This is a genomic window from Neobacillus paridis (assembly GCF_016765675.1).
Taxonomy (GTDB): Bacteria; Bacillota; Bacilli; order Bacillales; family Cytobacillaceae; genus Neobacillus; species Neobacillus paridis.
This window is the reverse complement of sequence record NZ_JAESWB010000371.1, coordinates 13,508-38,231: the sequence shown is the minus strand read 5'-3', so window position 1 is coordinate 38,231 and position 24,724 is coordinate 13,508. Positions and strand designations below refer to the sequence as shown.

22 protein-coding genes and 2 riboswitches are annotated in these 24,724 nt (G+C 42.4%); of the genes, 18 read left to right on the top strand and 4 right to left on the bottom strand.

Annotated features, from left to right (window positions below):
* The first annotated feature begins 203 nt into the window (after window positions 1–203).
* From JK635_RS22260 to sufB, 17 genes are all read left to right on the top strand, one after another.
* On the top strand, window positions 204–2,588 hold the full coding sequence (locus tag JK635_RS22260) for a 3-hydroxyacyl-CoA dehydrogenase/enoyl-CoA hydratase family protein (protein WP_202656320.1): 2,385 nt from the start codon (window positions 204–206) through the stop codon (window positions 2,586–2,588).
* Window positions 2,589–2,669: 81 nt separating this feature from the next.
* Window positions 2,670–3,845 carry an acetyl-CoA C-acetyltransferase gene (locus JK635_RS22255; RefSeq protein ID WP_202656123.1) on the top strand — a complete coding sequence of 392 codons (1,176 nt, stop codon included), beginning with the start codon at window positions 2,670–2,672 and terminating at the stop codon, window positions 3,843–3,845.
* 63 nt (window positions 3,846–3,908) lie between these two features.
* A complete protein-coding gene (locus JK635_RS22250; RefSeq protein WP_202656122.1) occupies window positions 3,909–5,690 on the top strand; it encodes an acyl-CoA dehydrogenase FadE in 1,782 nt (593 codons plus the stop codon).
* 197 nt (window positions 5,691–5,887) lie between these two features.
* On the top strand, window positions 5,888–6,247 hold the full coding sequence (locus JK635_RS22245; RefSeq protein ID WP_202656121.1) for an arsenate reductase family protein: 360 nt from the start codon (window positions 5,888–5,890) through the stop codon (window positions 6,245–6,247).
* A 79-nt stretch (window positions 6,248–6,326) separates the two neighbouring features.
* Window positions 6,327–6,710 carry a glycine cleavage system protein GcvH gene (gene gcvH, locus JK635_RS22240; protein ID WP_202656120.1) on the top strand — a complete coding sequence of 128 codons (384 nt, stop codon included), beginning with the start codon at window positions 6,327–6,329 and terminating at the stop codon, window positions 6,708–6,710.
* A 205-nt stretch (window positions 6,711–6,915) separates the two neighbouring features.
* Window positions 6,916–7,272, top strand: a complete 357-nt coding sequence (locus tag JK635_RS22235) for a toprim domain-containing protein (RefSeq protein WP_202656319.1) — start codon at window positions 6,916–6,918, stop codon at window positions 7,270–7,272.
* Window positions 7,273–7,278: 6 nt separating this feature from the next.
* Entirely contained in the window at window positions 7,279–7,599 is a 321-nt protein-coding gene (locus tag JK635_RS22230; RefSeq protein WP_202656119.1) for a thioredoxin family protein, read from the top strand.
* Window positions 7,600–7,819: 220 nt separating this feature from the next.
* Complete coding sequence (locus JK635_RS22225) at window positions 7,820–8,176, top strand: SCP2 sterol-binding domain-containing protein (RefSeq protein ID WP_202656118.1); 357 nt, start codon at window positions 7,820–7,822, stop codon at window positions 8,174–8,176.
* 79 nt (window positions 8,177–8,255) lie between these two features.
* Window positions 8,256–8,358, top strand: a riboswitch (SAM riboswitch).
* A gap of 68 nt (window positions 8,359–8,426) precedes the next feature.
* A complete protein-coding gene (locus tag JK635_RS22220) occupies window positions 8,427–9,743 on the top strand; it encodes an O-acetylhomoserine aminocarboxypropyltransferase/cysteine synthase family protein (protein WP_202656117.1) in 1,317 nt (438 codons plus the stop codon).
* 127 nt (window positions 9,744–9,870) lie between these two features.
* Window positions 9,871–9,973, top strand: a riboswitch (SAM riboswitch).
* Window positions 9,974–10,134: 161 nt separating this feature from the next.
* Window positions 10,135–11,160, top strand: a complete 1,026-nt coding sequence (locus JK635_RS22215; RefSeq protein WP_202656116.1) for a methionine ABC transporter ATP-binding protein — start codon at window positions 10,135–10,137, stop codon at window positions 11,158–11,160.
* Window positions 11,153–11,818, top strand: coding sequence for a methionine ABC transporter permease (locus JK635_RS22210; RefSeq protein WP_202656115.1), 666 nt, complete (start codon window positions 11,153–11,155; stop codon window positions 11,816–11,818). Before JK635_RS22215 ends, JK635_RS22210 begins: the two co-directional genes overlap by 8 nt.
* Before the next feature lie 80 nt (window positions 11,819–11,898).
* On the top strand, window positions 11,899–12,747 hold the full coding sequence (locus tag JK635_RS22205; protein WP_202656114.1) for a MetQ/NlpA family ABC transporter substrate-binding protein: 849 nt from the start codon (window positions 11,899–11,901) through the stop codon (window positions 12,745–12,747).
* A 455-nt stretch (window positions 12,748–13,202) separates the two neighbouring features.
* On the top strand, window positions 13,203–13,988 hold the full coding sequence (gene sufC / locus JK635_RS22200; protein WP_202656113.1) for a Fe-S cluster assembly ATPase SufC: 786 nt from the start codon (window positions 13,203–13,205) through the stop codon (window positions 13,986–13,988).
* 23 nt (window positions 13,989–14,011) lie between these two features.
* The gene (gene sufD, locus JK635_RS22195) at window positions 14,012–15,322 is read left to right on the top strand and encodes a Fe-S cluster assembly protein SufD (RefSeq protein WP_202656112.1); all 1,311 of its coding nucleotides are present in this window, start codon (window positions 14,012–14,014) and stop codon (window positions 15,320–15,322) included.
* Window positions 15,322–16,551 carry a cysteine desulfurase gene (locus tag JK635_RS22190; RefSeq protein WP_202656111.1) on the top strand — a complete coding sequence of 410 codons (1,230 nt, stop codon included), beginning with the start codon at window positions 15,322–15,324 and terminating at the stop codon, window positions 16,549–16,551. The genes sufD and JK635_RS22190 overlap by 1 nt, the downstream gene beginning before the upstream one ends.
* Window positions 16,541–16,978, top strand: coding sequence for a Fe-S cluster assembly sulfur transfer protein SufU (gene sufU / locus JK635_RS22185; protein WP_202656110.1), 438 nt, complete (start codon window positions 16,541–16,543; stop codon window positions 16,976–16,978). The genes JK635_RS22190 and sufU overlap by 11 nt, the downstream gene beginning before the upstream one ends.
* A gap of 170 nt (window positions 16,979–17,148) precedes the next feature.
* Window positions 17,149–18,546: a Fe-S cluster assembly protein SufB gene (gene sufB / locus JK635_RS22180; RefSeq protein WP_202656109.1), complete on the top strand. Its 1,398-nt coding sequence runs from the start codon at window positions 17,149–17,151 to the stop codon at window positions 18,544–18,546.
* A gap of 501 nt (window positions 18,547–19,047) precedes the next feature.
* Here the strand turns inward: sufB and JK635_RS22175 are convergent.
* From JK635_RS22175 to JK635_RS22160, 4 genes are all read right to left on the bottom strand, one after another.
* Window positions 19,048–19,716, bottom strand: coding sequence for a hypothetical protein (locus JK635_RS22175; RefSeq protein WP_202656108.1), 669 nt, complete (start codon window positions 19,714–19,716; stop codon window positions 19,048–19,050).
* Between the two features lie 384 nt (window positions 19,717–20,100).
* Complete coding sequence (locus JK635_RS22170) at window positions 20,101–21,501, bottom strand: sodium:solute symporter family protein (protein ID WP_202656318.1); 1,401 nt, start codon at window positions 21,499–21,501, stop codon at window positions 20,101–20,103.
* Between the two features lie 76 nt (window positions 21,502–21,577).
* Entirely contained in the window at window positions 21,578–21,778 is a 201-nt protein-coding gene (locus JK635_RS22165; protein ID WP_202656107.1) for a DUF3311 domain-containing protein, read from the bottom strand.
* Between the two features lie 385 nt (window positions 21,779–22,163).
* Window positions 22,164–23,540, bottom strand: a complete 1,377-nt coding sequence (locus JK635_RS22160) for a thiamine pyrophosphate-dependent enzyme (RefSeq protein ID WP_235888321.1) — start codon at window positions 23,538–23,540, stop codon at window positions 22,164–22,166.
* Between the two features lie 2 nt (window positions 23,541–23,542).
* Between JK635_RS22160 and JK635_RS22155 the strand changes: the two genes are divergently transcribed.
* Window positions 23,543–24,448, top strand: a complete 906-nt coding sequence (locus tag JK635_RS22155) for a sigma-54 interaction domain-containing protein (protein WP_202656106.1) — start codon at window positions 23,543–23,545, stop codon at window positions 24,446–24,448.
* The last annotated feature ends 276 nt before the right edge of the window (window positions 24,449–24,724 follow it).

Below are 24,724 nucleotides of genomic sequence, written 5' to 3'. Positions count from 1 at the left end.
CTCATCCGATAGATTGCCCTAAGGTAACAAAAATATGGCGATAAGTCAGTTTTCAAAAAAAATTCAATTTTCCACGTTTACTGATTGCACAATTTTTCAAAATATTTTATTATTAGTAATAACAAGGCTCATTCACAGGCATATTTTTTTTAACAGAAAAATGAATGAGCATTCATTCAAAGCTTATGAAGGGGGAGACAATGTTGAGTCGATTGATTAAAAAAGCGGCCGTACTAGGATCAGGGGTCATGGGATCTGGGATTGCTGCCCACCTGGCAAATATTGGTATTCCAACATTATTACTCGATATCGTGCCACGTGAATTAACGAAGGAAGAACAAGCAAAAGGACTTACATTAGAAGATAAACAGGTGCGTAACCGCATCAGTGCCACAGCGATTCAAAAACTGCTAAAGCAGAAACCGGCACCATTAACAACGAAAAAAAATCTTGCCCTTATTGAGGCCGGTAACCTTGAAGACGACTTAGTCAAACTGAAGGATGTCGACTGGGTTATTGAAGTGGTAGTGGAAAACCTAAATGTAAAAAAACAAGTATTTGAAAAAGTAGATCAGTACCGTAAGCCAGGGAGCATTATCAGCTCCAACACTTCTGGAATTTCAGTAGAAGCCATGGTGGAGGGGCGTTCCGATGATTTCAAAAAGCATTTCTTAGGGACACACTTTTTTAACCCGCCGCGCTATCTGAAATTATTAGAGGTCATTCCGACGCAATATACGGACTCGGATGTTCTTTCCTTTATGAAAACTTTTGGTGAGGATGTTCTCGGGAAAGGTGTTGTCGTGGCCAAGGATACACCGAACTTTATTGCCAACCGGATTGGGACTTATGGTTTGTTAGTGACCGTCCAAGAAATGCTTCAATCAGGGTTAAGCGTCGGGGAAGTCGATTCCATCACCGGTCCGCTGATCGGCCGGGCAAAAAGTGCCACCTTCCGCACCCTTGACGTCGTGGGGCTAGACACATTTTATCATGTTGCCGGCAATGTCTATGAGAAAGTCGAAGGAGAAGAAAAGAAGGTCTTTGAAGTACCGGAATTTTTGAAAAAAATGGTTGAGAATGGCTGGCTTGGCAGCAAATCAGGTCAAGGCTTCTTCCTGAAAAAGGGCAAGGAAATCCTCGAACTGGATCCCAATACACTTGAATACGGTCCGCGTAAAAAGCTTTCAACACCGGCTGTTGAGCTTGCCAAACAAGAAAGAGGAACGGCAAACAAACTGAAAGCGCTTGTCTATGCTAACGACCGTGCCGGGCAATTCCTCTGGAATACGTTTGCCAAGTCGTTTGTCTACTCTGCAAAGCTTCTAGGTGAAATTGCCGATGATATTGTCGCGATTGACCGGGCCATGAAATGGGGCTTTGGCTGGGAAATGGGCCCATTTGAAACATGGGATGCCATCGGTGTGGAAAAATCGGTCCAAAAAATGCAGGAATCGGGTATTGAAGTTCCTGCATGGGTGACAGAAATGCTCGAAAAAGGCCATACCTCCTTCTATATCGAAGAAAATGGCGAACTCTTCTTCTACCATCATGGTGAATATCGATTAGTTGAGTTCAATCCAAAGGTAATTGACCTTAAAAAAATCAAGAAACAAAAGGGTGTCATTAAAAAGAATAGCGGTGCCAGTTTGATTGATCTTGGTGACGGTGTCGCTTTGCTTGAGTTCCATTCACCGAACAATGCAATCGGGATGGATATCGTACAAATGCTGAACTACGCAATTGATGAAGTCGAGAAAAATTATAAAGGTCTTGTTATCGGCAACCAAGGTAAAAACTTCTGTGTCGGTGCCAATTTGGCGATGATGCTGATGGAAGTTCAAGACGACAATATTTATGAACTCGACCTGATTGTCCGCCAGCTTCATAAAGCATTATTAAAACTGAAATACAGCTCGAAACCGGTTGTTGCCGCACCATTTGCGATGACGCTAGGCGGCGGCGCTGAAGTTTGCCTGCCTGCTGCCCATATTCAGGCAGCTTCGGAAACGTACATGGGACTTGTTGAAGTTGGTGTCGGTTTGCTGCCTGGCGGCGGTGGCAACAAAGAGCTTTACATGAAACACTTGGAAAACCTGCCAAGCGGTGTGCCATATGATCTGCAGCAAGTTGCCATTAAAGTGTTTGAAACGATTGCGATGGCGAAGGTTTCCACTTCGGCTGAAGAGGCCCGTGAAAATGGCTTCCTAAGCAAATCCGACGGGATCAGCGTGAACCCTGATCACCAGCTGTATGATGCGAAACAGGCAGTGCTTGCTCTATATGAACAGGGTTATAAGCCGAAAGTGCGCAGAAAGGTACCGGTCACAGGAGAAACCGGCTATGCCACATTATTGCTTGGTGCCGAAGCGATGCGCCTATCCGGCTATATCTCCGAGCATGATATGAAAATTGCCAAAAAGATTGCTTACGTTATTTCCGGCGGTAAAGTGCCGTTTGGGACAGAAGTCGATGAAGAGTACTTATTGGATCTTGAAAGAGAAGCATTCTTAAGCCTGATTCAGGAACCAAAATCGCAGCAGCGCATGCAGCATATGCTTGTAAAAGGGAAACCGTTAAGAAACTAGAATGAACTGGGGCAGAAACGGTCAGCCCCTTTAAAAAATAGACTCGTATTTTTACAAATTGCAAGAAAGAGAGGGAATGGCATGAGAGAAGCGGTAATCGTTGCCGGAGCTCGGACCCCGGTAGGTAAGGCAAAAAAAGGAACGCTTGCCACTGTACGTCCTGATGATTTAGGAGCATTGGTTGTAAAAGAAACAATAAGGCGGGCCGGAAATTATGAAGGAAATATTGATGATTTAGTGATAGGCTGTGCGATGCCGGAAGCGGAGCAGGGGAATAATGTCGCCCGTAATATTGGGGCGTTGGCAGGACTGCCGCATACAGTGCCGGCGATCACCGTGAATCGTTTTTGTTCATCAGGTCTGCAGTCGATTGCTTATGCAGCGCAGTCGATCATGCTTGGACATGCCGATACGGCGATCGCTGGCGGTGTGGAATCGATGAGTATGATTCCAATGATGGGGCATGTGGTGCGCCCGAATATTAAACTGGCAGAAACCGCACCGCAATACTATATGGGAATGGGCCATACAGCTGAAGAGGTGGCGAAAAAATACGGCATCACCCGAGCAGAACAGGATGCCTTTGCGGTAAGAAGCCATCAGCGTGCCTTTAAGGCGATTCAAGAAGGTAAGTTTGTCGATGAGATTGTCCCGGTTGACGTCACCATCCGCACAGTTGATCAAAACAATAAACTGGTCGAAAAAACCATTCAATTTTCCCAGGATGAAGGTGTCCGCCCGGATACGAATCTTGAAACGCTGGCTAAACTTCGTCCCGCATTCTCGGTGTCAGGCACCGTAACCGCCGGAAATGCTTCACAAACAAGTGACGGAGCGGCCGCCGTGATGGTGATGGATCGTGAAAAGGCCGAATCCCTTGGGCTTAAGCCATTGGCCAAATTCAGATCGTTTGCCGTTGGCGGAGTACCGCCAGAAATTATGGGAGTCGGCCCGGTTGTCGCTGTCCCCAAGGCATTGAAGCTGGCCGGCCTGGAAGTTTCCGATATTGACCTATTTGAATTAAACGAAGCGTTCGCGTCTCAATCGATCCAAGTCATCCGCGAGCTTGGTCTCGATGAAGACAAAGTGAACGTCAACGGCGGGGCGATTGCCCTTGGCCATCCGCTTGGCTGTACCGGTGCAAAGCTTACCTTAACATTAATTAACGAATTAAGACGCAGACAGCAGCAATTTGGTGTCGTAACGATGTGTATTGGCGGCGGAATGGGTGCCGCCGGAGTGTTTGAGTTACTTTAATGCATTGTTGGGGCCAGGGAACCCCTGGTCCCGTTTGAAAAATAACAATAGGAGGAAACAATCATGACTGAAACAAAAAAAATAGTTAAAGGCGGAAGCTTTTTAATTGAAGATTTATCATATGAAGATATTTTAACGCCGGAAGATTTCACCGAAGAGCATTTAATGATTGCCAAGACGGCCGAGGATTTTGTCGAAAAAGAAGTGCAGCCAGTGCTTGAGCGCCTCGAACAGCATGAATTCGATATTACCGTCAATCTGTTAAAACAAGCTGGTGAATTGGGACTGTTGGCGGTTGACGTGCCCGAGGAATATGAAGGCCTTGGCTTAGATAAAATCACCTCTTCGCTGGTAACAGAGAAAATGTCCGGCGGTGGCGGATTTGCCCTTTCTCATGGCGCCCATGTTGGGATCGGCTCATTGCCAATCGTTCTATTCGGGAACGAGGACCAAAAGAAACGCTATTTACCGGCACTTGCTTCCGGTGAAAAACTGGCGGCCTATGCTTTAACAGAGCCTGGATCCGGATCGGATGCCCTTGGCGCCAGAACAACGGCGAAATTAAATGCAGAAGGCACTCACTATATCTTAAACGGCGAAAAACAATGGATCACTAATGCTGGCTTCGCCGATGTGTTTGTTGTTTATGCCAAAATCGACGGTGAGAAGTTTACAGCTTTTATCGTTGAACGCGACTTTCCAGGTGTTTCTACCGGTGCCGAAGAAAAGAAAATGGGAATCAAGAGCTCATCCACCCGTACGCTTATTCTAGAAGATGTACCGGTTCCGGTTGAAAACCTTCTGGGTGAAATTGGCAGAGGTCATGTCATTGCCTTTAACATCCTTAATATTGGACGTTATAAATTGGCAGTAGGGTCTGTCGGTGGTTCGAAAAAAGCATTAGAGATGACGATTCAATATGCAAACGGCCGTCAGCAATTCAAAACACCGATTTCGCAGTTCAATTTAACCAAAGAAAAGTTCGGAACATTGGCATCTGAAATCTATGCCGCAGAAAGCTCCGTCTACCGTACCGTTGGCTTGTATGAAGATAACCAAGGCCGACTTTCCACTGAGGAAGCAAAAGACATTAAAAAAGTGGCCAACTCAATTGCCGAGTACGCGATTGAATGTTCATTAAATAAATTCTTTGCCAGTGAAGTATTGGCCCATGTTGTTGACGAAGGCGTGCAAATTCATGGCGGCTACGGATTTATGCAGGAATACCCGATTGAAAGAGCCTACCGCGACGCCCGCATTCAGCGTATTTTTGAAGGAACGAACGAAATTAACCGTTTATTAGTGCCGGGAACACTGGTGAAAAAAGCACTAAAAGGCGATCTTCCATTATTCCAAAAAGCCTTGGCGCTGCAGGAAGAAATCATGATGTTAATGCCGGAAGAACCAGGTGATGAGCCGCTTGCTCAAGAAAAATATCTTGTCAAAAATGCCAAGAAAATTGCGTTGTTAGCAGCTGGCCTAGCCGCACAAAAATATGGTAAAGCCCTAGAAACCGAGCAAGAGGTACTGGCAAATATCGCTGATATCATTTCTGACGTTTACGCCATGGAATCCGTTGTCTTACGGACCGAAAAAGCAAAGGCCAAAGACGGCGCAGATAAGAGCAAGCAGAAGCTTCTGTATACGCAAATCTTCTGCCAGGAAGCTTTCAATCATATTGAAGCCGTTGCCAAAGAAACGCTTGTTGCTGTTGAGCAGGGCGATACACTGCGGCTGATGTTATCTACCCTTCGCAAATTAACCCGCCACACCCCAATTAACGTGATTGCGAAAAAACGCGAAGCAGCTGATGTCCTTATTGCCGCAGAACGCTTTGTCGTTTAATCAAAGAAAACAGGGCTTCCTCCCATACTATGAGGAGGCCCTGTTGATTTTTATTTTTGGCTAAGAAGGATTTCGGAGAATCATGTCGAAATTGTTTGAATGAGATGGGGTTTGTCTGTTAGGATTTTCTAATAGAATATGATACTATTCAGATGGAGGCCTGTGGGCTTATTTTTCGTAAAAGGCGGTGAGGTTGAGTGTCTCTGACTTTTTACTGGTATCCTAAATGCGGTACATGTCGAAATGCTAAGAAATGGCTAGATGCCCATCATCTTTCCTATGAAGCTATACATATTGTGGATAATCCACCGTCACGTGAACAATTGGAGAAGTTCTATCGAAGCAGCGGTTTGGAATTGAAAAAATTTTTTAATACCAGCGGACAAAAGTATCGAGAATTAGGAATCAAGGACAAAATGAAGTCAGCCGATGAAGCTGAACTTTTGGACTTGCTGGCATCTGACGGCATGCTGTTAAAACGACCGATAGTAACCGACGGGCAAACTGTTACAGTTGGCTTTAAAGAGGATGAGTATGAGAAAATATGGCTGAAATAATTCAGCTGGCTTTTTATGTTCCGGGAATCGATCATATTCGATGATAGATTTTAGAAAAACAATGGAGGGATTTTTTGCTATGACTATACCAAAAGATTTGCGTTATACCGAGGAACATGAATGGGTGAAGGTGGAAGGGGACAAAGTGCGTGTCGGGATCACTCACTTCGCACAATCAGAACTGGGGGATATTGTTTTTGTAGAACTTCCGGAGGTCGGCGATGAATTAACCGCCAACGAGCCATTCGGCAGTGTAGAATCTGTTAAAACGGTATCGGAACTTTACTCCCCTATCAGCGGTAAAGTGGTGGAGGTAAACGAAGAGTTAAATGACAGCCCTGAATTTGTCAACGAGTCGCCATATGAAAAGGCATGGATGATTGTAGTTGAATTATCAAATAGCAGCGAGCTTGATGAACTGATGACGGCTGAACAATATGAAGAGTTAATAAAAGAAGACTAGTTTTTCGGAGAAAGGGCACCTGAGGGGGTGCTTTTTCTTTGGGTGATATTTCCACGTTACCTGCATTAGGAATGGGAAAACTAGGTTGAAGGCAAAAAACTATTTTAAAATTGACAATCATGATATTGTTAACATACATAGTTGAAGCATACTTCATGGTATTAGAATATGTTAACAGTAAACCACTTCTGCCAGGTGATGGATGATGAATGATTCGTATGTTGACAAAGTTCTTATTGTCGAAGGAAAATCGGATAAAGATAGGGTAAAACGGATTGTCAAGGAACCCGTTGAAATTATTTGTACCAACGGGACGATTAGTCATACAAAATTGGAAGAATGGATTGAATTCCTCGATGACAAGGATGTCTATATCCTTGTGGATGCGGACGAGGCCGGTGAACGGCTCCGCAAGCTATTTAAGCGTGAATTTCCTAATGCAGAACATTTATATATAGACCGGATGTACCGCGAAGTCGCAACAGCCCCGGTGCATCATTTGGCGACTGTTTTATTGGGCGCTAATATTGATGTTTATACAGAGTTTTTAGAAATGGGATAATGGCTTATGAATGAATGGAACCGTAATGATTTATCAATATTTTTAAATCAGCGAGGAACGGGGCTAGTGTATTTTTACACACCATTGTGCGGCACTTGCCAGCTCGCCGGAAAAATGCTGGGGGTGGTGGAACACCTCGTTGAAATAGAAATGGGGAAAATGAATCTTAATTATTATTCGGATCTTGCTGAGAAACTGGTGATCGAGAGTGTCCCCTGCTTGCTGCTGATTCGGAACGGGGAAATCGTTGATACCATTTACGCCTTCCACTCGGTCCCATTTCTTTTGGAAAAAATAAATAAAGAGTTAATACAAGCAGATGCTTAAGAAGTGTCTGCTTTTTGTATGTGGTCATTTCGGTTTTAATCAATAATCCGGACAACTCACGGTGAAATAGTGAATGCCGAAAAGAATGAATACACTCAGCACATATTTCGAAAAAACGACATATTTTTCAGGACTTCAGCAGAAAAGGTCGAGTGAAGATGAAAGGATTTCCGGTTTCCATTCCGAATATGTAAGTAGGAGTAATGAACCGGAGTGATAGATGATGATCGAAATCGTGAACCACTTTATCGAGGCATTGAAAAATCAAGAATATCTTCATGCCATTATTCAGCAGGCTGATTTCCGGATAAACCTGGCTGCTGACGGCCAGGTGATCCAACTGGTATTTTATAATGGTGAAATCACTGTAGAAAAGGAAATATCCGACAGCCTTACAAGATTTGAGATTTCCGGCAGTCAACCGGCGATCGCGCAGCTGTTGGAGGGCAAGGAAAGACTGAGATTATTGGAACGGAATGGATGTTTAAAGGTTGTGGCCCCATTGAGAATGGTATTGCTGCTCGAGTCCATATTTTACTTAACAAGGCCCGATCACTATTTAGAAAAAATAATTTAATCAAACCTATTGACTCGGAATTAAACTTCGGGTAAGATATTTTTAAAATATTCTACCAATAAACACAATTCAATAAAGATTCTTATCACGAGCGGCGGAGGGAACTGGTCCAATGATGCCCGGCAACCGGTTATAAACACGGTGCTACATCCAGCAGAGCGGCTTGCTCTGAAAGATAAGAAGAGTCCCCCCTCTCTTCTTATGAAGCGGGGGTTTCTTTATAAATTGTGACAAAAGGAGCGAGTGTCGAATGGCTGAGAATCAAAAAAAATATCGTTTTGAAACATTAAGTGTACATGGTGGCTTATCACCAGACCCGGTAACGGGGGCCCGGGCAGTTCCGATCTATCAAAATAATGCCTATCAATTTAAAAATACGGAACATGCCGCAAATCTGTTTGCTTTAGCGGAACCAGGTTATATCTATACCAGGATTCACAATCCAACGACGACTGTTTTTGAAGACAGAGTGGCCCTGCTGGAAGGCGGTGTCGGCGCACTGGCGGTTGCTAGTGGAATGGCGGCGATTACTCTAGCGATTTTAAATATTGCCGAAGCTGGTGATGAAATTGTCTCGGCATCCACTCTATACGGCGGCACCTACAACTTATTTGCTGTGACACTCCCGAAATACGGCATTGATGTGAAATTTGTTGATCCGAAAGATCCGGAAAACTTCCGTGCTGCGATCACGGAAAAAACAAAAGCGGTGTTTGCTGAAACGATCGGAAATCCCAGCTTAACTATTTTGGATATTGAAAAAGTAGCCAAGATTGCCCACGAGGCTGGTGTGCCGCTTATCATTGATAATACGTTTGCGACCCCATACCTCTGCCGGCCAATCGAGCATGGTGCTGATATTGTCGTCCACTCTGCGACAAAATGGCTGTTAGGCAACGGGACAACGACGGGCGGTATTATTGTCGACGGCGGTACGTTTGATTGGAATTCACCGAAGTTCCCGGGCTTCACGACACCAGATGACAGCTATCATGGCCTTGTTTATGCCGAGGCCATCGGGGCCGCTGCCTATATCGTTAAAGCCCGTGTTCAACTGTTGCGTGACCTAGGACCGGCTCTTAGCCCGCAAAATGCCTTTCAATTTGTGCTCGGCCTTGAGACTCTTCATGTCCGGATGAAAGAACATGTGGCTAATACCGAAAAGGTGGTCGAATATTTAACGAACCATCCTGCTGTCGAATGGGTCTCCTATCCGAGGCATCCGTCACATCCTGATTATCAACTGGCTCAGAAATACCTCCCAAAAGGGGCAGGCTCAATGGTTGTTTTCGGTATTAAAGGCGGCAAACAGGCCGGGGCAACCTTAATTAATTCGATCAAAATCTGGGCTCATGTAGCAAACGTTGGCGATGCTAAGAGTTTGATCATCCATCCGGCCAGCACGACACACCAGCAGCTGGATGCAGAAGGATTAAAGGCAGCCGGCGTTTCGGAGGATTTAATCCGCCTGTCAATTGGGATCGAAAATGTCGATGATCTCATCGAAGATCTCGAAGACGCCATTGCCGCGGCAACCGGCTTGACTTCCTTAAAAACAAATGTCTGAATGTTTCGGGCAGATGTGAGAGAAATTAATTGACACCTCTTTTTATCCGTGGTACGATTTCATTTGTACTTTATAGAAGCGCATTTACATAATGTGCTGCTTGAATAATGAATATAGGATTTGTTATCTCTTATCAAGAGAGGTGGAGGGATGTGCCCGATGAAGCCCGGCAACCGTCATTATTGAAATGGTGCCAATTCACACAAAGCAGTTGCTTTGAAAGATGGGAGAAAGGTTTGATTAGTTGTGCCTTTCTGCCTGTGCGGAAAGGCTTTTTCTATGAATAGGATTTAAACGGCGTGATGACTTTCACGATTTGACCTTAAAGAAAAAGAATCTTTCCATTCAAAAAATCAAACCCTATATATTAGGATAAGAAGCGGGTGATTTGATGATTTCAATCCAAAATGTCCGAAAGATTTTTCCTTTCAAGGAAGGGCAATTAACTGCCGTTGATGATGTCAATCTGGAAATTAAGGACGGAGAAATCTTTGGTGTTATTGGTTACAGCGGCGCTGGAAAAAGCACGTTAATCCGGATGCTGAATGGACTGGAACTTCCAACAGAAGGAACCATTACCGTCGCCGGGCGGGACATTTCGAAGATCAGGGGCAGCGAACTTCGTAAAGCCCGTCAGGAAATCAGCATGATTTTTCAACACTTTAATTTATTATGGTCCCGAACGGTCAGTGAAAATATTGCCTTTCCGCTGGAGATTGCCGGCATAAAAGGGCCGGAAAGGAAAAAACGGGTGGCTGAATTGATCAGGCTGGTGGACTTGGAGGGCAGGGAGAATGCTTATCCATCACAGTTGAGCGGCGGTCAGAAGCAGCGTGTCGGAATTGCCAGAGCGCTTGCCAATAATCCAAAGGTATTGCTTTGTGATGAAGCAACTTCCGCCCTTGACCCGGAAACAACCGATTCGATTTTGGACTTATTAGTCGATATCAATAAGCGCCTTGGTTTAACGATTGTGTTAATCACTCATGAAATGCATGTCATTCAAAAAATTTGTCACCGGGTAGCGGTAATGGAAAAAGGAAAAATCGTTGAAATTGGTTCTGTGTTGGATGTGTTTAAAAACCCGCAGCAGCCCATCACCAAACGGTTTGTCCAGCAAGTGTCCGAACCTGAAGAAACAAAAGAAATCGCTGAACACCTGCTTAAATGCTATGATTCCGGACAAATTATCCAGTTAACCTTTATCGGCGATTCCGCTGAACAGCCATTGATTGCCAATTTGATTCGCCGTTTCCATGTCAATGTCAATATTTTGCAAGGGAAAATCTCGCAAACCCAAAAAGGCTCCTATGGAACATTATTCGTTCATATCGATGGGAACGAACAAGAAGTGAATAAAGCTGTTGACTTTATTCGTTCCCAGCAGGTAGGCGTGGAGGTGGTTTCAAATGGCTAAGTATTTCCCGAATGTTGACTGGCAAATCATGTGGGAGGCAACCAATCAAACCTTATTTATGACCGGGATTTCCGTTCTTGTTACATTTGTTTTGGGAATTATTCTTGGTATGCTGCTGTTTCTCACCGGAAAAGATAATATGTGGGAAAATAAACTGATTAACACGGTGATCGGTGCGATTGTGAATATTTTTCGATCAATCCCGTTTATTATCCTCATTGTCTTGTTGATCCCATTTACCGTTTTTTTACTTGGGACGATGATAGGTGAAACAGCAGCATTGCCGGCATTGATTGTCGGAGCGGCACCGTTTTATGCAAGAATGGTGGAAATCGGCCTCCGGGAAATTGATAAAGGTGTAATCGAGGCGGCGAAATCAATGGGGGCGTCAACATGGACGATTATTTGGAAGGTGCTGCTTCCCGAATCGCTGCCAGCCCTTGTTTCTGGAATTACCGTGACGGCCATTGCCCTCGTTGGTTATACGGCAATGGCGGGGGCAATTGGTGCCGGCGGCTTAGGAAATCTCGCTTATAATTACGGTTATCAGCGAAATCAAAATGATGTCACGGTTGTCGCAACTATCATTATTTTACTAATTGTCTTTGTAATTCAATTTATTGGCGATACAATCACAGCAAAAATCGATAAACGTTAAATAAAGTCTTGCCCGATGGTGATCCAATTGAACAGTCCATAAGGCGGGGTTTTCAAATTACTTAAAAGGGGATATACAAAATGAAAAAATGGCTTGGAGCACTTTTAGCATTAGCACTTGTACTGGCATTGGCAGCTTGCGGTACATCAAAACAAAAATCGGAAAGCAACGGAAACGGCGGAGATCAAGCAAAAACGACAAAATTAGTCGTCGGTGCATCACCAGTTCCCCATGCTGAAATTTTGGAACAGGCAAAGCCGATCCTCAAGAAAAAGGGAATCGATCTTGAGATTAAGACATTTACTGACTATGTTTTACCAAACAAAGCCCTTGAATCTAAAGAACTGGATGCGAACTACTTTCAGCACATTCCTTACTTAAACGCACAAATTAAAGAATTTGGCTATGACTTCGTAAACGCCGGCGGCATTCATATTGAGCCAATCGGGATCTATTCTAAGAAATACAAAAAGTTAAGCGATCTTCCTAATGGAGCTCATTTAATTATGAGTAACTCCGTTTCTGACCATGGTCGTTTGTTATCACTGCTTGAAAATGAAGGACTTATTAAGTTAAAAGCAGGAATCGATAAGACAACTGCTGATATAAAAGATGTCACGGACAATCCCAAGCATCTAAAATTTGATGCCAACTATGAACCGAAGCTTCTGCCGCAAATCTATAAAACGGGTGAAGGCGATGCGGTCTTAATCAACTCAAACTATGCGATTGATGCTGGTTTAAATCCATTAAAAGATGCGATTGCCATCGAAGATAAGAATTCACCATATGTTAATATTATTGCCGTTCGTAAAGGCGATGAAAACAAACCGGCGATCAAAGCGCTAGTCGAGGCATTACAATCAAAAGAAATTCAAGACTTTATCCTGAATAAATACAAAGGTGCTGTCGTTCCTATTTCAAAATAAAAATAGTATTAAAGAAGGTCAGTGGCACTCCACTGGCCTTTTTTGGCTAATAAGAAGGTATTTAATTTTTTCTGAATTTTACGCTTTCTTAAGTTGCATAAATTCAACTACGCCTCGTGAACCGTCCTAACGGGCTTGCCCGTCGGCGAGTGTTTATATATACATGAATCTGGATTTTTTGGAAAAAAATAGATATTATCAAGCGTTGGAAATTGAGCCAAAAAAGGAGTATCATTTAAAGCGGATTAAGTTTTACATATATTTTTATCTGTATTTTTCGTAAAAACTTATTTCATTCTCATTTATGATTAGTCCATTGAAAATAGGAATAGTTATTTCTGCTTATTAGTTGATAATAGTTTTCATATGTTATAAGATTGTAATGAGAATAAAGTGAGAATAAAGGGAACAGATCTCTACGGTCTGTGAGATACAAAATTTTCGGAGGTATAGATATGGCTGGATCAACTTTAATCATTAAGGACCTTCATGTTGCCATTGAAGGAAAAGAAATTTTAAAAGGTGTAAACCTTGAAATAAAAGGTGGCGAAATTCACGCGATCATGGGCCCGAATGGAACTGGTAAATCCACACTATCATCGGCGATCATGGGCCATCCAAAATATGAAGTAACAAGCGGCAGCATCACCTTAGACGGTCAAAATGTTTTGGAAATGGAAGTAGATGAGCGCGCCCGTGCCGGGTTGTTTTTAGCAATGCAATACCCAAGTGAAATTAATGGTGTGACAAATGCTGATTTCTTACGTTCGGCGATCAATGCCCGCCGTGGCGAAGGAAATGAAATTTCATTAATGAAATTTATTCGTCAAATGGATAAGCAAATGGAATTTCTTGAGATGGATTTAGATATGGCACAGCGTTATTTAAATGAAGGCTTCTCCGGTGGAGAGAAAAAACGCAATGAAATTCTGCAGTTAATGATGCTTCAACCTAAAATTGCCATTTTGGATGAAATTGACTCCGGACTTGACATCGATGCTTTAAAGGTTGTCTCAAAAGGTGTCAATCAAATGCGCAGTGATGACTTTGGTTGCTTGATTATCACTCACTATCAACGTTTGTTAAATTATATTACTCCTGACTATGTCCATGTGATGATGGATGGCCGGATTGTTAAAAATGGCGGTCCTGAACTTGCGCAACGTTTAGAAGCGGAAGGTTACGACTGGATTAAAAAAGAACTTGGCATTGAAGATGAAACAGTTGAGCAAGAAGCTTAAGTCTTAGGGTTAGGAGGATTAACATGACAACTGAAATAAAATTACCATTCGATAAGGCTTTCGTCAGTACTTTTTCTAGTGCTATGAACGAGCCTGCCTGGTTTGCGGCGCTTCGTCTAAAGGCCTTGGAGCAATTTGAACAGCTGCCCATGCCAAAAACGGAAAAAACAAAAATTGAAAAATGGAATTTTACCCAATTTCGCCAGCATACAGTGAAAAGTCAGGCCTATTCATCTCTTGCTGACCTTCCGGAAGAAGTAAAAGCATTAGTAGATATAGAGACCAGTAAACATAATCTTTATATTCAGCGCAATCAGACACCTGCGTTTCTAACACTGTCGGACGAATTGAAAAATAAAGGCGTTATTTTCACCGACATTTTTACCGCTGCGAGGGAGCATGGCGATCTGCTAAAAAAATATTATATGACGCAGGCAATCAATGCAGATGAACACAAATTGACAGCGCTTCATGCGGCACTTGTTAACGGCGGTGTTTTCGTTTATGTACCGAAAAATGTGGAGATCACTGAACCGATTCAGGCTGTATTTGTTCATGATGACAAAGAAGCCAACTTGTTTAACCATGTTATCGTGGTAGCAGATGATAATAGTTCTTTAACATACGTTGAAAACTATATTTCCACAGTGGAAGAATCCGATACTTTGGCCAATATTTTAACGGAACTTGTTGTCAATACAAATGCTCGAGTTCAATACGGTGCTGTTGATCATTTGGCAAAAGGAATGACCGCATATGTGAACCGTCGCGGAGTCGCCGGCAGAGATTCTGAGATTGATTGGGCCCTGGGGTCAATGAACGAAGGAAATACCATTTTTGAGAACACCACGAACTTACTTGGTGACGGTTCTATTGGGGATGCGAAAATGGTTGTCGTTGGCCGTGGAGAGCAAACGCAAAACTTCACGACGAAGGTTGTTCATTTCGGAAAACATACCCAAGGAAATATTTTAAACCATGGCGTGGTAAAAGATAGTGCAACTACGATTTTTAACGGTATTGGTAAAATTGAACACGGTGCCTCCAAAGCAGATGCCGAGCAAACCTCCCGGGTGCTGATGCTCAGCGAAAAAGCACGCGGTGATGCCAATCCCATTTTGTTAATCGATGAGGATGATGTCATGGCCGGGCACGCCGCTTCAGTCGGACGGGTAGATCCGGTACAGCTTTATTACCTGATGAGCCGAGGGATTCCACAGACCGAAGCAGAGCGTTTAGTCATTCATGGCTTCCTTGCACCGGTTGTAACGCAATTGCCAATTGAAAAAGTGAAAAAACAATTATCTGAAGTTATCGAAAGGAAAGTAAAATAATGAATATCCAGGATATTCGCCGTCAGTTTCCGATTCTAGATCAAGAAGTTAATGACCACCCGCTGGTTTATCTAGACAGCTCTGCGACGTCACAAAAGCCGATTCAGGTCATTGAGGCGGTTAATCAATACTACCGCGAATACAATTCCAATGTCCATCGCGGGGTGCATACATTAGGAACAAAGGCAACAGATGCATATGAAGGAGCACGGGAAAAGGTTCGTAAGTTTATTAATGCCAAATCACTCGAGGAAGTTATTTTTACCAGGGGCACCACTACATCACTGAATACCGTAGCGGCAAGCTACGCTGCCGCAAATTTAAAACAAGGTGATGAAATTGTTATTACCCATATGGAGCATCATAGTAATATCATCCCATGGCAGCAGGTGGCAAAAAGAACCGGTGCCAGGTTAAAATATATTCCGCTCCAGGAGGATGGTACTCTTTCTCTGGAAGACGTTCGGGAGGCGATTACGGACAACACAAAATTGGTTTCGGTAACCCAGGTGTCAAACGTTCTAGGGACGATCAATCCAATTAAGGAAATCGCTAAAATTGCTCACGAACATAATGCCGTTATCGTCGTTGACGGTGCCCAAAGTGCCCCGCATATGCTGGTCGATGTCCAGGATTTAGATTGTGACTTTTTCGCTTTCTCCGGTCATAAAATGTGTGGTCCAACCGGGATCGGTGTTCTTTACGGTAAAAAGCATTTGCTCGAGAACATGGAGCCAATCGAATTTGGCGGAGAAATGATTGATTTCGTCCATTTATACGAATCAACTTGGAAAGAGCTTCCATGGAAATTCGAAGGGGGCACACCAATTATTGCCGGTGCTATCGGTCTTGGCGCTGCGATTGACTTTTTGAATGAAGTTGGGTTAGAGCAAATTGCTGAGCATGACCATAAACTTGCCGCTTACGCAATGGATAAACTGTCTTCTGTCGAGGGGATTACAATTTACGGCCCGCATGATGCTGCAAAGCGTGGCGGACTGGTAACATTTAATCTGACCGACGTCCACCCGCATGATGTGGCAACCGTATTGGATGCAGAAGGAATTGCGGTTCGTGCCGGACATCATTGTGCCCAACCATTAATGAGATGGTTGAACGTTACAGCAACGGCACGTGCCAGCTTTTATTTGTATAATACAGAAGAAGATATTGACAGACTGAGCGAAGGCCTTGTCAAAGCAAAGGAGTATTTCAGCGATGTCTTCTAATTTAGACGCCTTATACCGAAGAGTGATCATGGATCATTATAAAAAGCCGCGAAACCGTGGCATTTTAGAAGATGGCAGCCATACGATAAATATGAATAACCCGACCTGCGGCGACCGGATTCAATTAACCTTTAAAGTGGAAGATGGAATTGTTGAGGATTGCCGCTTTGAGGGGGAAGGCTGTTCCATCTCGATGTCATCCGCCTCGATGATGACGGAGGCGATTAAAGGGAAAAAAGTAGAGGATGCCTTGAGATTATCGAAGATTTTTTCTGATATGATGCAAGGCAAAGAAATAGATGAAGACATGGATTTAGGTGATATTGAAGCACTTCACGGTGTTTCCAAATTTCCCGCCCGGATTAAATGCGCAACTTTAGCGTGGAAGGCGATGGAAAGAGGGTTAACTGAAGGGGAAAAAGAATAAAACGACGAAGCGGTGGAGATTGGGATGATGTCTAGCTCCAGCGCCTAGGGGGCTCGAGGTCATAAGCCAATCCGACAGGAAGGTTAAAGAACAACCTTCATGTCGGCGCATCTTTGCTTGTCGCCCCTTACCAAGGCGCTTCCGCTTTTCTAAGAAGGAGGAATACGACAATGGCAAAAAAGATGCCTGAAATCGGTGATTATAAATACGGTTTTGCCGATAAAGACGTTTCCATATTCCGGTCAAAACGTGGCTTGACCCGAGAAATTGTTGAAGAAATCTCCAAGATGAAGGGTGAGCCACAGTGGATGCTGGACTTCCGCTTGAAATCACTGGATATCTTCTACAGCAAGCCAATGCCGATGTGGGGCGGAGATTTAAGTGGGTTAAACTTTGACGAAATCACATATTATGTAAAACCGTCCGAGAAGTCCGAGAAATCATGGGATGAGGTCCCAGCTGAAATCAAGGCCACTTTCGATAAACTGGGAATTCCGGAGGCAGAACAGAAGTATCTTGCCGGTGTATCGGCCCAATATGAGTCTGAAGTGGTTTACCATAACATGAAGGAAGACCTTGAAGCCTTAGGAATCGTCTTTAAAGATACCGATTCCGCTTTAAGAGAAAACGAAGATATCTTCCGTGAACACTGGGCAAAGGTAATCCCTCCAACAGATAATAAATTTGCGGCATTAAACTCGGCGGTTTGGTCTGGCGGTTCGTTCATTTATGTTCCACCAGGTGTAAAGGTTGATACGCCATTACAAGCCTATTTCCGGATCAACTCGGAAAACATGGGACAATTCGAAAGAACCTTGATCATTGTTGATGAAGGCGCCAGTGTCCACTATGTGGAAGGCTGTACCGCCCCGGTCTATACAACCAATTCGCTTCACAGTGCCGTTGTTGAAATTATCGTTAAAAAAGGCGGCTACTGCCGTTATACAACGATTCAAAACTGGGCCAACAATGTTTACAACCTGGTTACGAAGCGTACGGTCTGTGAAGAAAATGCCACAATGGAATGGGTTGATGGTAACATTGGCTCCAAATTAACGATGAAATATCCGGCTGTCATCCTGAAGGGTGAAGGCGCCCGCGGCATGACATTATCGATTGCAATTGCCGGCAAAGGCCAAGTTCAGGATACGGGTTCAAAAATGATTCATTTGGCGCCAAATACTTCTTCGACGATTGTTTCGAAGTCAATTTCCAAGCATGGTGGTAAAACCAACTATCGCGGCTTGGTGCACTTTGGCCGTAAAGCTGACGGTGCTCGTGCTAACATTGAGTGCGATACGCTGATTATGGATAATAAATCAACTTCTGATACGATCCCATACAATGAAGTACTAAACAACAATATTTCACTTGAACACGAAGCGAAGGTTTCCAAAGTTTCCGAAGAGCAGCTCTTCTACTTGATGAGCCGCGGCATCTCTGAGCAGGAAGCAACAGAAATGATCGTCATGGGCTTCATCGAACCATTTACAAAAGAACTACCAATGGAATACGCCGTTGAAATGAACCGATTAATCAAGTTCGAAATGGAAGGTAGTATAGGTTAATCCTCTACAAACCTTGGTGTATCAATGTTTGAGAGCAATTCAATAACCTAATAAGAAGTAGTCGTGCCGATTTCGTGCCGATTCAGATTTTACGTTTAGTGTAGGAGGCGGACTTTTGAAGTTCGTCTTCTTCTATTTTTTCGGTAATTTCGAGATAAGTAAGGCAGAAAGATTGTAAGTCTCAATTCGGTTGTCTTATTCTTATTTTATATAAGGAACCCTCTATATAGGAATCGTTGCATCGACGCAATTTCCCTTAATACTTTTTATATTAATTCGTCAATACAGAAGCGGGGCTTTGGAAGCCCGTGTGAGAGCATTAGTAAGGGTGGGACAGGATGGAGAACAAACGTACTGAGATTTTAACCCAAAAAACCGACCTGTTTCCTAGCTTATTCCAGTTGTTAAAGAAAGGGATAGCTAATACCGCAGGCCGAATTCACTTTCGTATAGAATACTACTATTTAGCCTTAAAGGTTTGAGTCGTTTTCTTGCCATTAATTATTTTAAGCTATCAACCCAATTAATCAACTGTTCCTTTGAGCTAGCAAGTAAGTACTTATGTGAATTTCCTTCATCGTTTTTAAAATGGTTTTCCTTCACTAATACTTTAAAAGTGGCATAGATCGGAATTCGTTGCGCCCTTTTATAATCACTCTTTGACCTGATCTCATTGCCCATGTCGTTCAATACATTCGTCGTTTTTACGTATTTTTGTTTTCCTATATAGTTAAGGGCGCAAAAAATAATTTGTTTAAATAAGGCTAATGGAACAACGTTAGAATAAGGTTTACCTTCAATTCTATCTGTTTCAATGCGAATTTTCCCCTCTGTAATACTCCAACTTGTTCGTGCTGTGGCGGAAATTTCTTCTCTATCAACCCCGTCGTTATCAGTATTATCAGCATACTCGCCATCACCAAATATTAGATTAAGCCATTCTTTTTTTAAAGCTTGAACCTTCTCTATAAATAAGTCAATTTTCTTCCCTTGGTTCAATAACTCTGTTGACGATTGCCAATCTCTTTTAGAAGCATGTTTAGATACCTTCTTTCCAATATAATCTTGGTATGCTTCTATTGATTCCATTAGTAGTTCAAATGAACCTGTAACATCATTTACCTCATTATGATTACCGTTTAAAGCAATATCATTTTCTAATTTAGCCATATTATTCCTCCCTGTTTATTTTAATTACCATGATCCTTACATTAATCATAACTTATTTTGAATTTTTGTAATTAATTTAAAAAGTAATAATTGATTATACTTTTGTAATTACTTTTTTGTCGCAAAACGCATTGCACAATGGGGGGAGGAGGGGGCGGTATCCTGCGTCCTTATTGATAGTTCTCAATCTATGTATTAAGTGCAGCCCGGCCTTCTGAAGCAGGGGCCAGAGAAGACCCGGCCGGCTTCCATGCTGCGATTCTTGGCTCAGCTTGGAAATAACTTCTTTTGATCGGATAACAAAAGGAACCAACTTATCTTTGTTAAAATAGAAGTTGGTTCCTCCATTTTTTACCTTTTTTCTCTCGTTACTTCATAGAAGTATCAAGCTGGATCGCTAATATCAGTATTTCCTTTAACTATAGTAATGGACTTCCTTGTTAGTATACTTACACCTAACGTTACAACAATATTGATAATTAATACTGCTAATCCTATATCTAAATCTTTTATTACTTGTGGAAGGGATGGGAAGAATGTGGCAATTGATTTTTCAGTAATAGTCAAATATGCGACGATAACAATGCTTACAATCATCCCAGCAGAAGCCCCCTGAACGGTAACAGGATTCTTTTTCCAAAGGCTAAAAAACAGTGCTGGGAATAACTGTGTCATAAAACTATAAGACATGAGATATAGAGTAAGAATTGTATCACCGCCATTGAATGTAAAGTAAAGTGTTACTATTGCAACGACAGGAACTAACAATCTGGTTAATCTCGCCAACTGTTGATCTGTGGTTTGTGGTTTCCATACTTTATATATGTTTTTAGATATAATCGTGGCAGTTGCCGTCAGTACTAATGAACTCGGGATTAAAGCAGCCATTGCTCCAGCTGCTCCAATCATACCGACAAACCAAGGGTCAAAAGACATTTTTGCCATTTTAAACAAAGCTAGGTCTGTATCTGGTCCCTTTAAATTTGGTGCTTGAAGAATAGCCGAAAAGCCGATAAGTATGGAAAATACAATAATAACTTGGTAAATGGGCATTATCCCTGCATTCACACGTAGTGATTTTGCACTTTTAGCAGAGAATACCCCTGCAAGCATATGTGGAAACATGTAAAAGGCTAGTGCCGTCATAATAGTAGCAGAAATAAACCACGATATACTTAAACCTTGTTTAGGGAATATTAACATTTCATGTTTCGCCGTATTGATAGCCTCAAACATCGGTTGTATTCCATCGTAATAATGTAAAGGAAAATAAATACCCATAAAAACAACAACAGACAGGATTAGAATATCTTTAATAATAGCTGTCCATGCGGCCCCATGCATTCCTGATACCGTTACATAAATCGTGACGGCACTAACACCTATCACTATTGCCATGTGAGGCGAAATAGAGCCATAGGATGCCTCAGATACAATGATTCCTAATCCTTTTAACTGCATCACTAAATAGGGGATTACGGCAATAATACTTATTACTGCAACGAGAACTCCGAGAGGTTTGCTATTATACTTTTTTTCATAGAAATCTGATTGGGATATAACATTATTTTGTTTTGCATATTTCCAAATAGGAGGCAATAACCAGTAAGCGATTACAAAATAGAAGCAGTTAAAAGCGTATAGGGCTGTTGGCATTCCAGCTCTATAAGCACCGCCACTCGCTCCTAAGAAGGTATAGGTGGTAAACATCTCACCTGCTAACAAGAAGAACATTAATAAACTTCCAAAACCTCTTCCTCCGACAGACCACTGTTCCATATTCATGTCCTTGCCTTTACGGGCCTGCAATCCTAAAAATATACATAGAACTAGAAAAAAAGTAATACTAAAAGGGCAGTATTCATAGGTCTTCTTCCTCCCCATCTAAGGCCTGCAGTTTATTAGCAGAGACCAAAAACAAAGATGTTAGAACAACCCAGCAAATAGCCCAAAAAAGAACAAATGGTAATCCAAGTACATAGGGTTCCACCCGATTTATTACAACAAGTGAACCCAAAGCTGGTATTAGAGTTAATATAAATATTAAAATTCTCTTATTCATATTTCACCATCCTTATATATTTTGTTGAGCTTATATTTTGCTTATCAAACTAAAAAACTGATCTTTAAAGTTTCAATATAATTGATGAATGAGGTAATCAATACTCTGAAGTAAAACTGTAGCCCTCTCTTAGGAGGATTAATTGGTCCAGCTCCCTTTAAAGCCTTTTTTCTGCTATTTTAGTGTCTTCTTCTGTTTATCTTTAGTTAGCTTCAGAGATCAGGCAATAACTTCCTGAGTGGCAGAATTATAATATCAAGCTTATTCTAGTTACTTGTGTAGCCCTTTTGCCCATTAATATAGTGTTTGTTCCTTATACTTGTCAGCTCGATGAGTTAGCTCATCCAACACCTTTTAAAAGTATTGGATGAATAATTAGTAAAACCTACCCGTGTTGCGGACGGAAAGATTCGATGTATTCCTCCGACTCTTTGTATTCCAATACTCCTACGGCTTCTACATCTACCACTACCATATAAGGTTTCTTGCTCCTGACTGCATTCTCTAGCCCTTTTTTGAATTCTTCGACTGAATGTACCCTCTCCGATTCAAAACCCATTGATTTTGCCAACATGACGAAATCCGGATTTTTCAAGTCTACAGATGTACGTCTGCCATAAGCTGCTTCTTGGTAATATCTTAAAATTCCATAGCCGCCATCATCGAATAGCAGAACGATAATAGGTGTATTCTCCTGGATTGCAGTAATCAACTCGCCAACATTCACCATGAATCCCCCATCTCCTGCAATAAGGACGACAGGCTTGTTTGGCTGCCCTATTTTTGCGCCAATCGCCATAGGTAAGCCTTGGCCAATTCCTCCACCTGTCATGTAGAGGTAATTTCTTGGCTCATAAATGTCAAACAATTTATTTCCCCAAGTGTACCCAGGAATCGTTACGTCAGTTACCAAGATTGTATTTTCAGGTAGTTGTTCACGCATGATGTCTACAATTTCTCCGTATGGTCCTATTTGGATTCGAAGGTCGTTACGAACTGCTAGACGGACAGACCTCACTTCTTCTACGTATGTTGCGTCTGGCTTGATTTCCTTGTGTACCAACGCGTCGTTAATCGCCTGTAAAACTTTTTTAGCATCCCCGTTCAATGTATACAAAGTATCAAAGCTTCGATTAAAAGCATGTGAATTTAAATCAATGTTAATGTGATTTTTGGGTACTGGAGATGTCCATCCATTCGTTTCCCAGCCACGGAAGTGAACCCCAATACTAATTAGGAGATCGGATCTTTCCAATAATTTCTCTACTTGAGGGGTAAATGTAAAGTTACCGATGCAAAGTGGATAATTTTCAGGGATAGACCCTTTTCCGGATTCACTTGTAACGACTGCAGGCTGAATTTTATCTACTAACTTTTGTAGTTCCTCCGTTGCACCTGAAGCAACTACTCCATTTCCTGCCCAGACGATTGGTCTTTTGGCTTCGGAAATCATTTCAGCAATTATATCCGGAATGTCCATTTTTACTTCCTGATTTTGAATTGTTTCCACTTCGATTAATTGATTTTGTGGAATAATTTGTGCTTGGAAATTTGTTGGAATGGCAATCGTCACTGGACCTGTTGGAACAGATAGTGCTTCTTTGATAGCCTGGCGCATGTACGGTGTGATTTGCTTTGGACGCTTCAACAAATAGGCTGCTTTATTCACGCCCTCCATCATTTTTAACTGATCCTTCGCCTCATGAATATAACGCTGATCCGTTCCAATATAATTGGAATCAACTTCTCCCGTAATGTGCAATAATGGTGTCCCTGAAGTTTGCTCGGAAGGTAGCTGCTGCAAACTCAACTGTCTTAATTCTTGGCGAGTCTGGAACAGGTAAAAGTCTTATAGCTCATTACATTCACGAAAACAGCAGCAGAAAGAACGGTCCCTTCTTAACAATTAATTGTGCAGCCATTCCGCCTGACTTAATGGAGTCGGAGTTATTTGGTTATACCTCAGGTGCCTTTACCAATGCAAGCCGTTCCGGAAAAAAAGGACTGCTAGAAAGTGCTGATGGGGGTACATTATTTCTTGATGAAATTGGGGATATGCCTTTATCTCTTCAGGCCAAAATATTACACGTTATAGAGGAAAAGAAATTTTTTCCTATTGGTGGAACTAAAGAAAAGATGGTAGATATCCGTATTATTGCTGCAACCAATAGAGATTTGAGCGAAATGGTAACGAATAAAATATTTCGTGAGGATTTATATTATAGACTGAGTGTAGTAGATATCACCATGATTCCTCTTCGAGAAAGACAAGAAGATATCAGCCCACTAACTTATCATTTCTTATATAAATTTAACAGAAAGTATGGGATGAACAAATTGATTTCGGAAGATTGCCTTCAATGGCTAACCTATTATTCTTGGCCTGGTAACGTCAGGCAATTAGAAAACCTCATTGAAAGGCTTGTGATTACAAGTGAAGAGGTCATAGGCATAGATGACTTACCTAAAGGCATTTATATCCATAGTCATTTGCAAATTGAAAAAAATACCCCTACTTCCTTGAGTGAAGCAATAGATTTGGCAAAAAGGAAGATGGTTCGTACTTCTTACAAATTAAACCGGACTTCCAGACGCGTTGCTAAGGATCTGCAAATCAGTCAAACATACGCGGCCAAATTAATTAGGGAGTATTGTCAGGATTTAAAGTAGGAAGCGTGCGGCTTCTGGAGAGACATTTGAATCTGTTGAAAAAAACTTCGTGAAATTGACCGAAAGAGGAAAAGACGAATTCCCCGGCGACCTGTAGTCTTTTGGTTTGGGTGGGCTATGTGATAGGCTGATTCGCCGGAAGTCGCTGATGTTTGAGCGCTGCGAGTAGGTGAATGCCGGCGGCGGCAACACATCACATGAGCCCTGGGGCCCTGAGCCAAAAGGAAACGGAAGCGCCGGGGGAACCAAAACTAGGTTCAGTGTAGATGGCTTCCT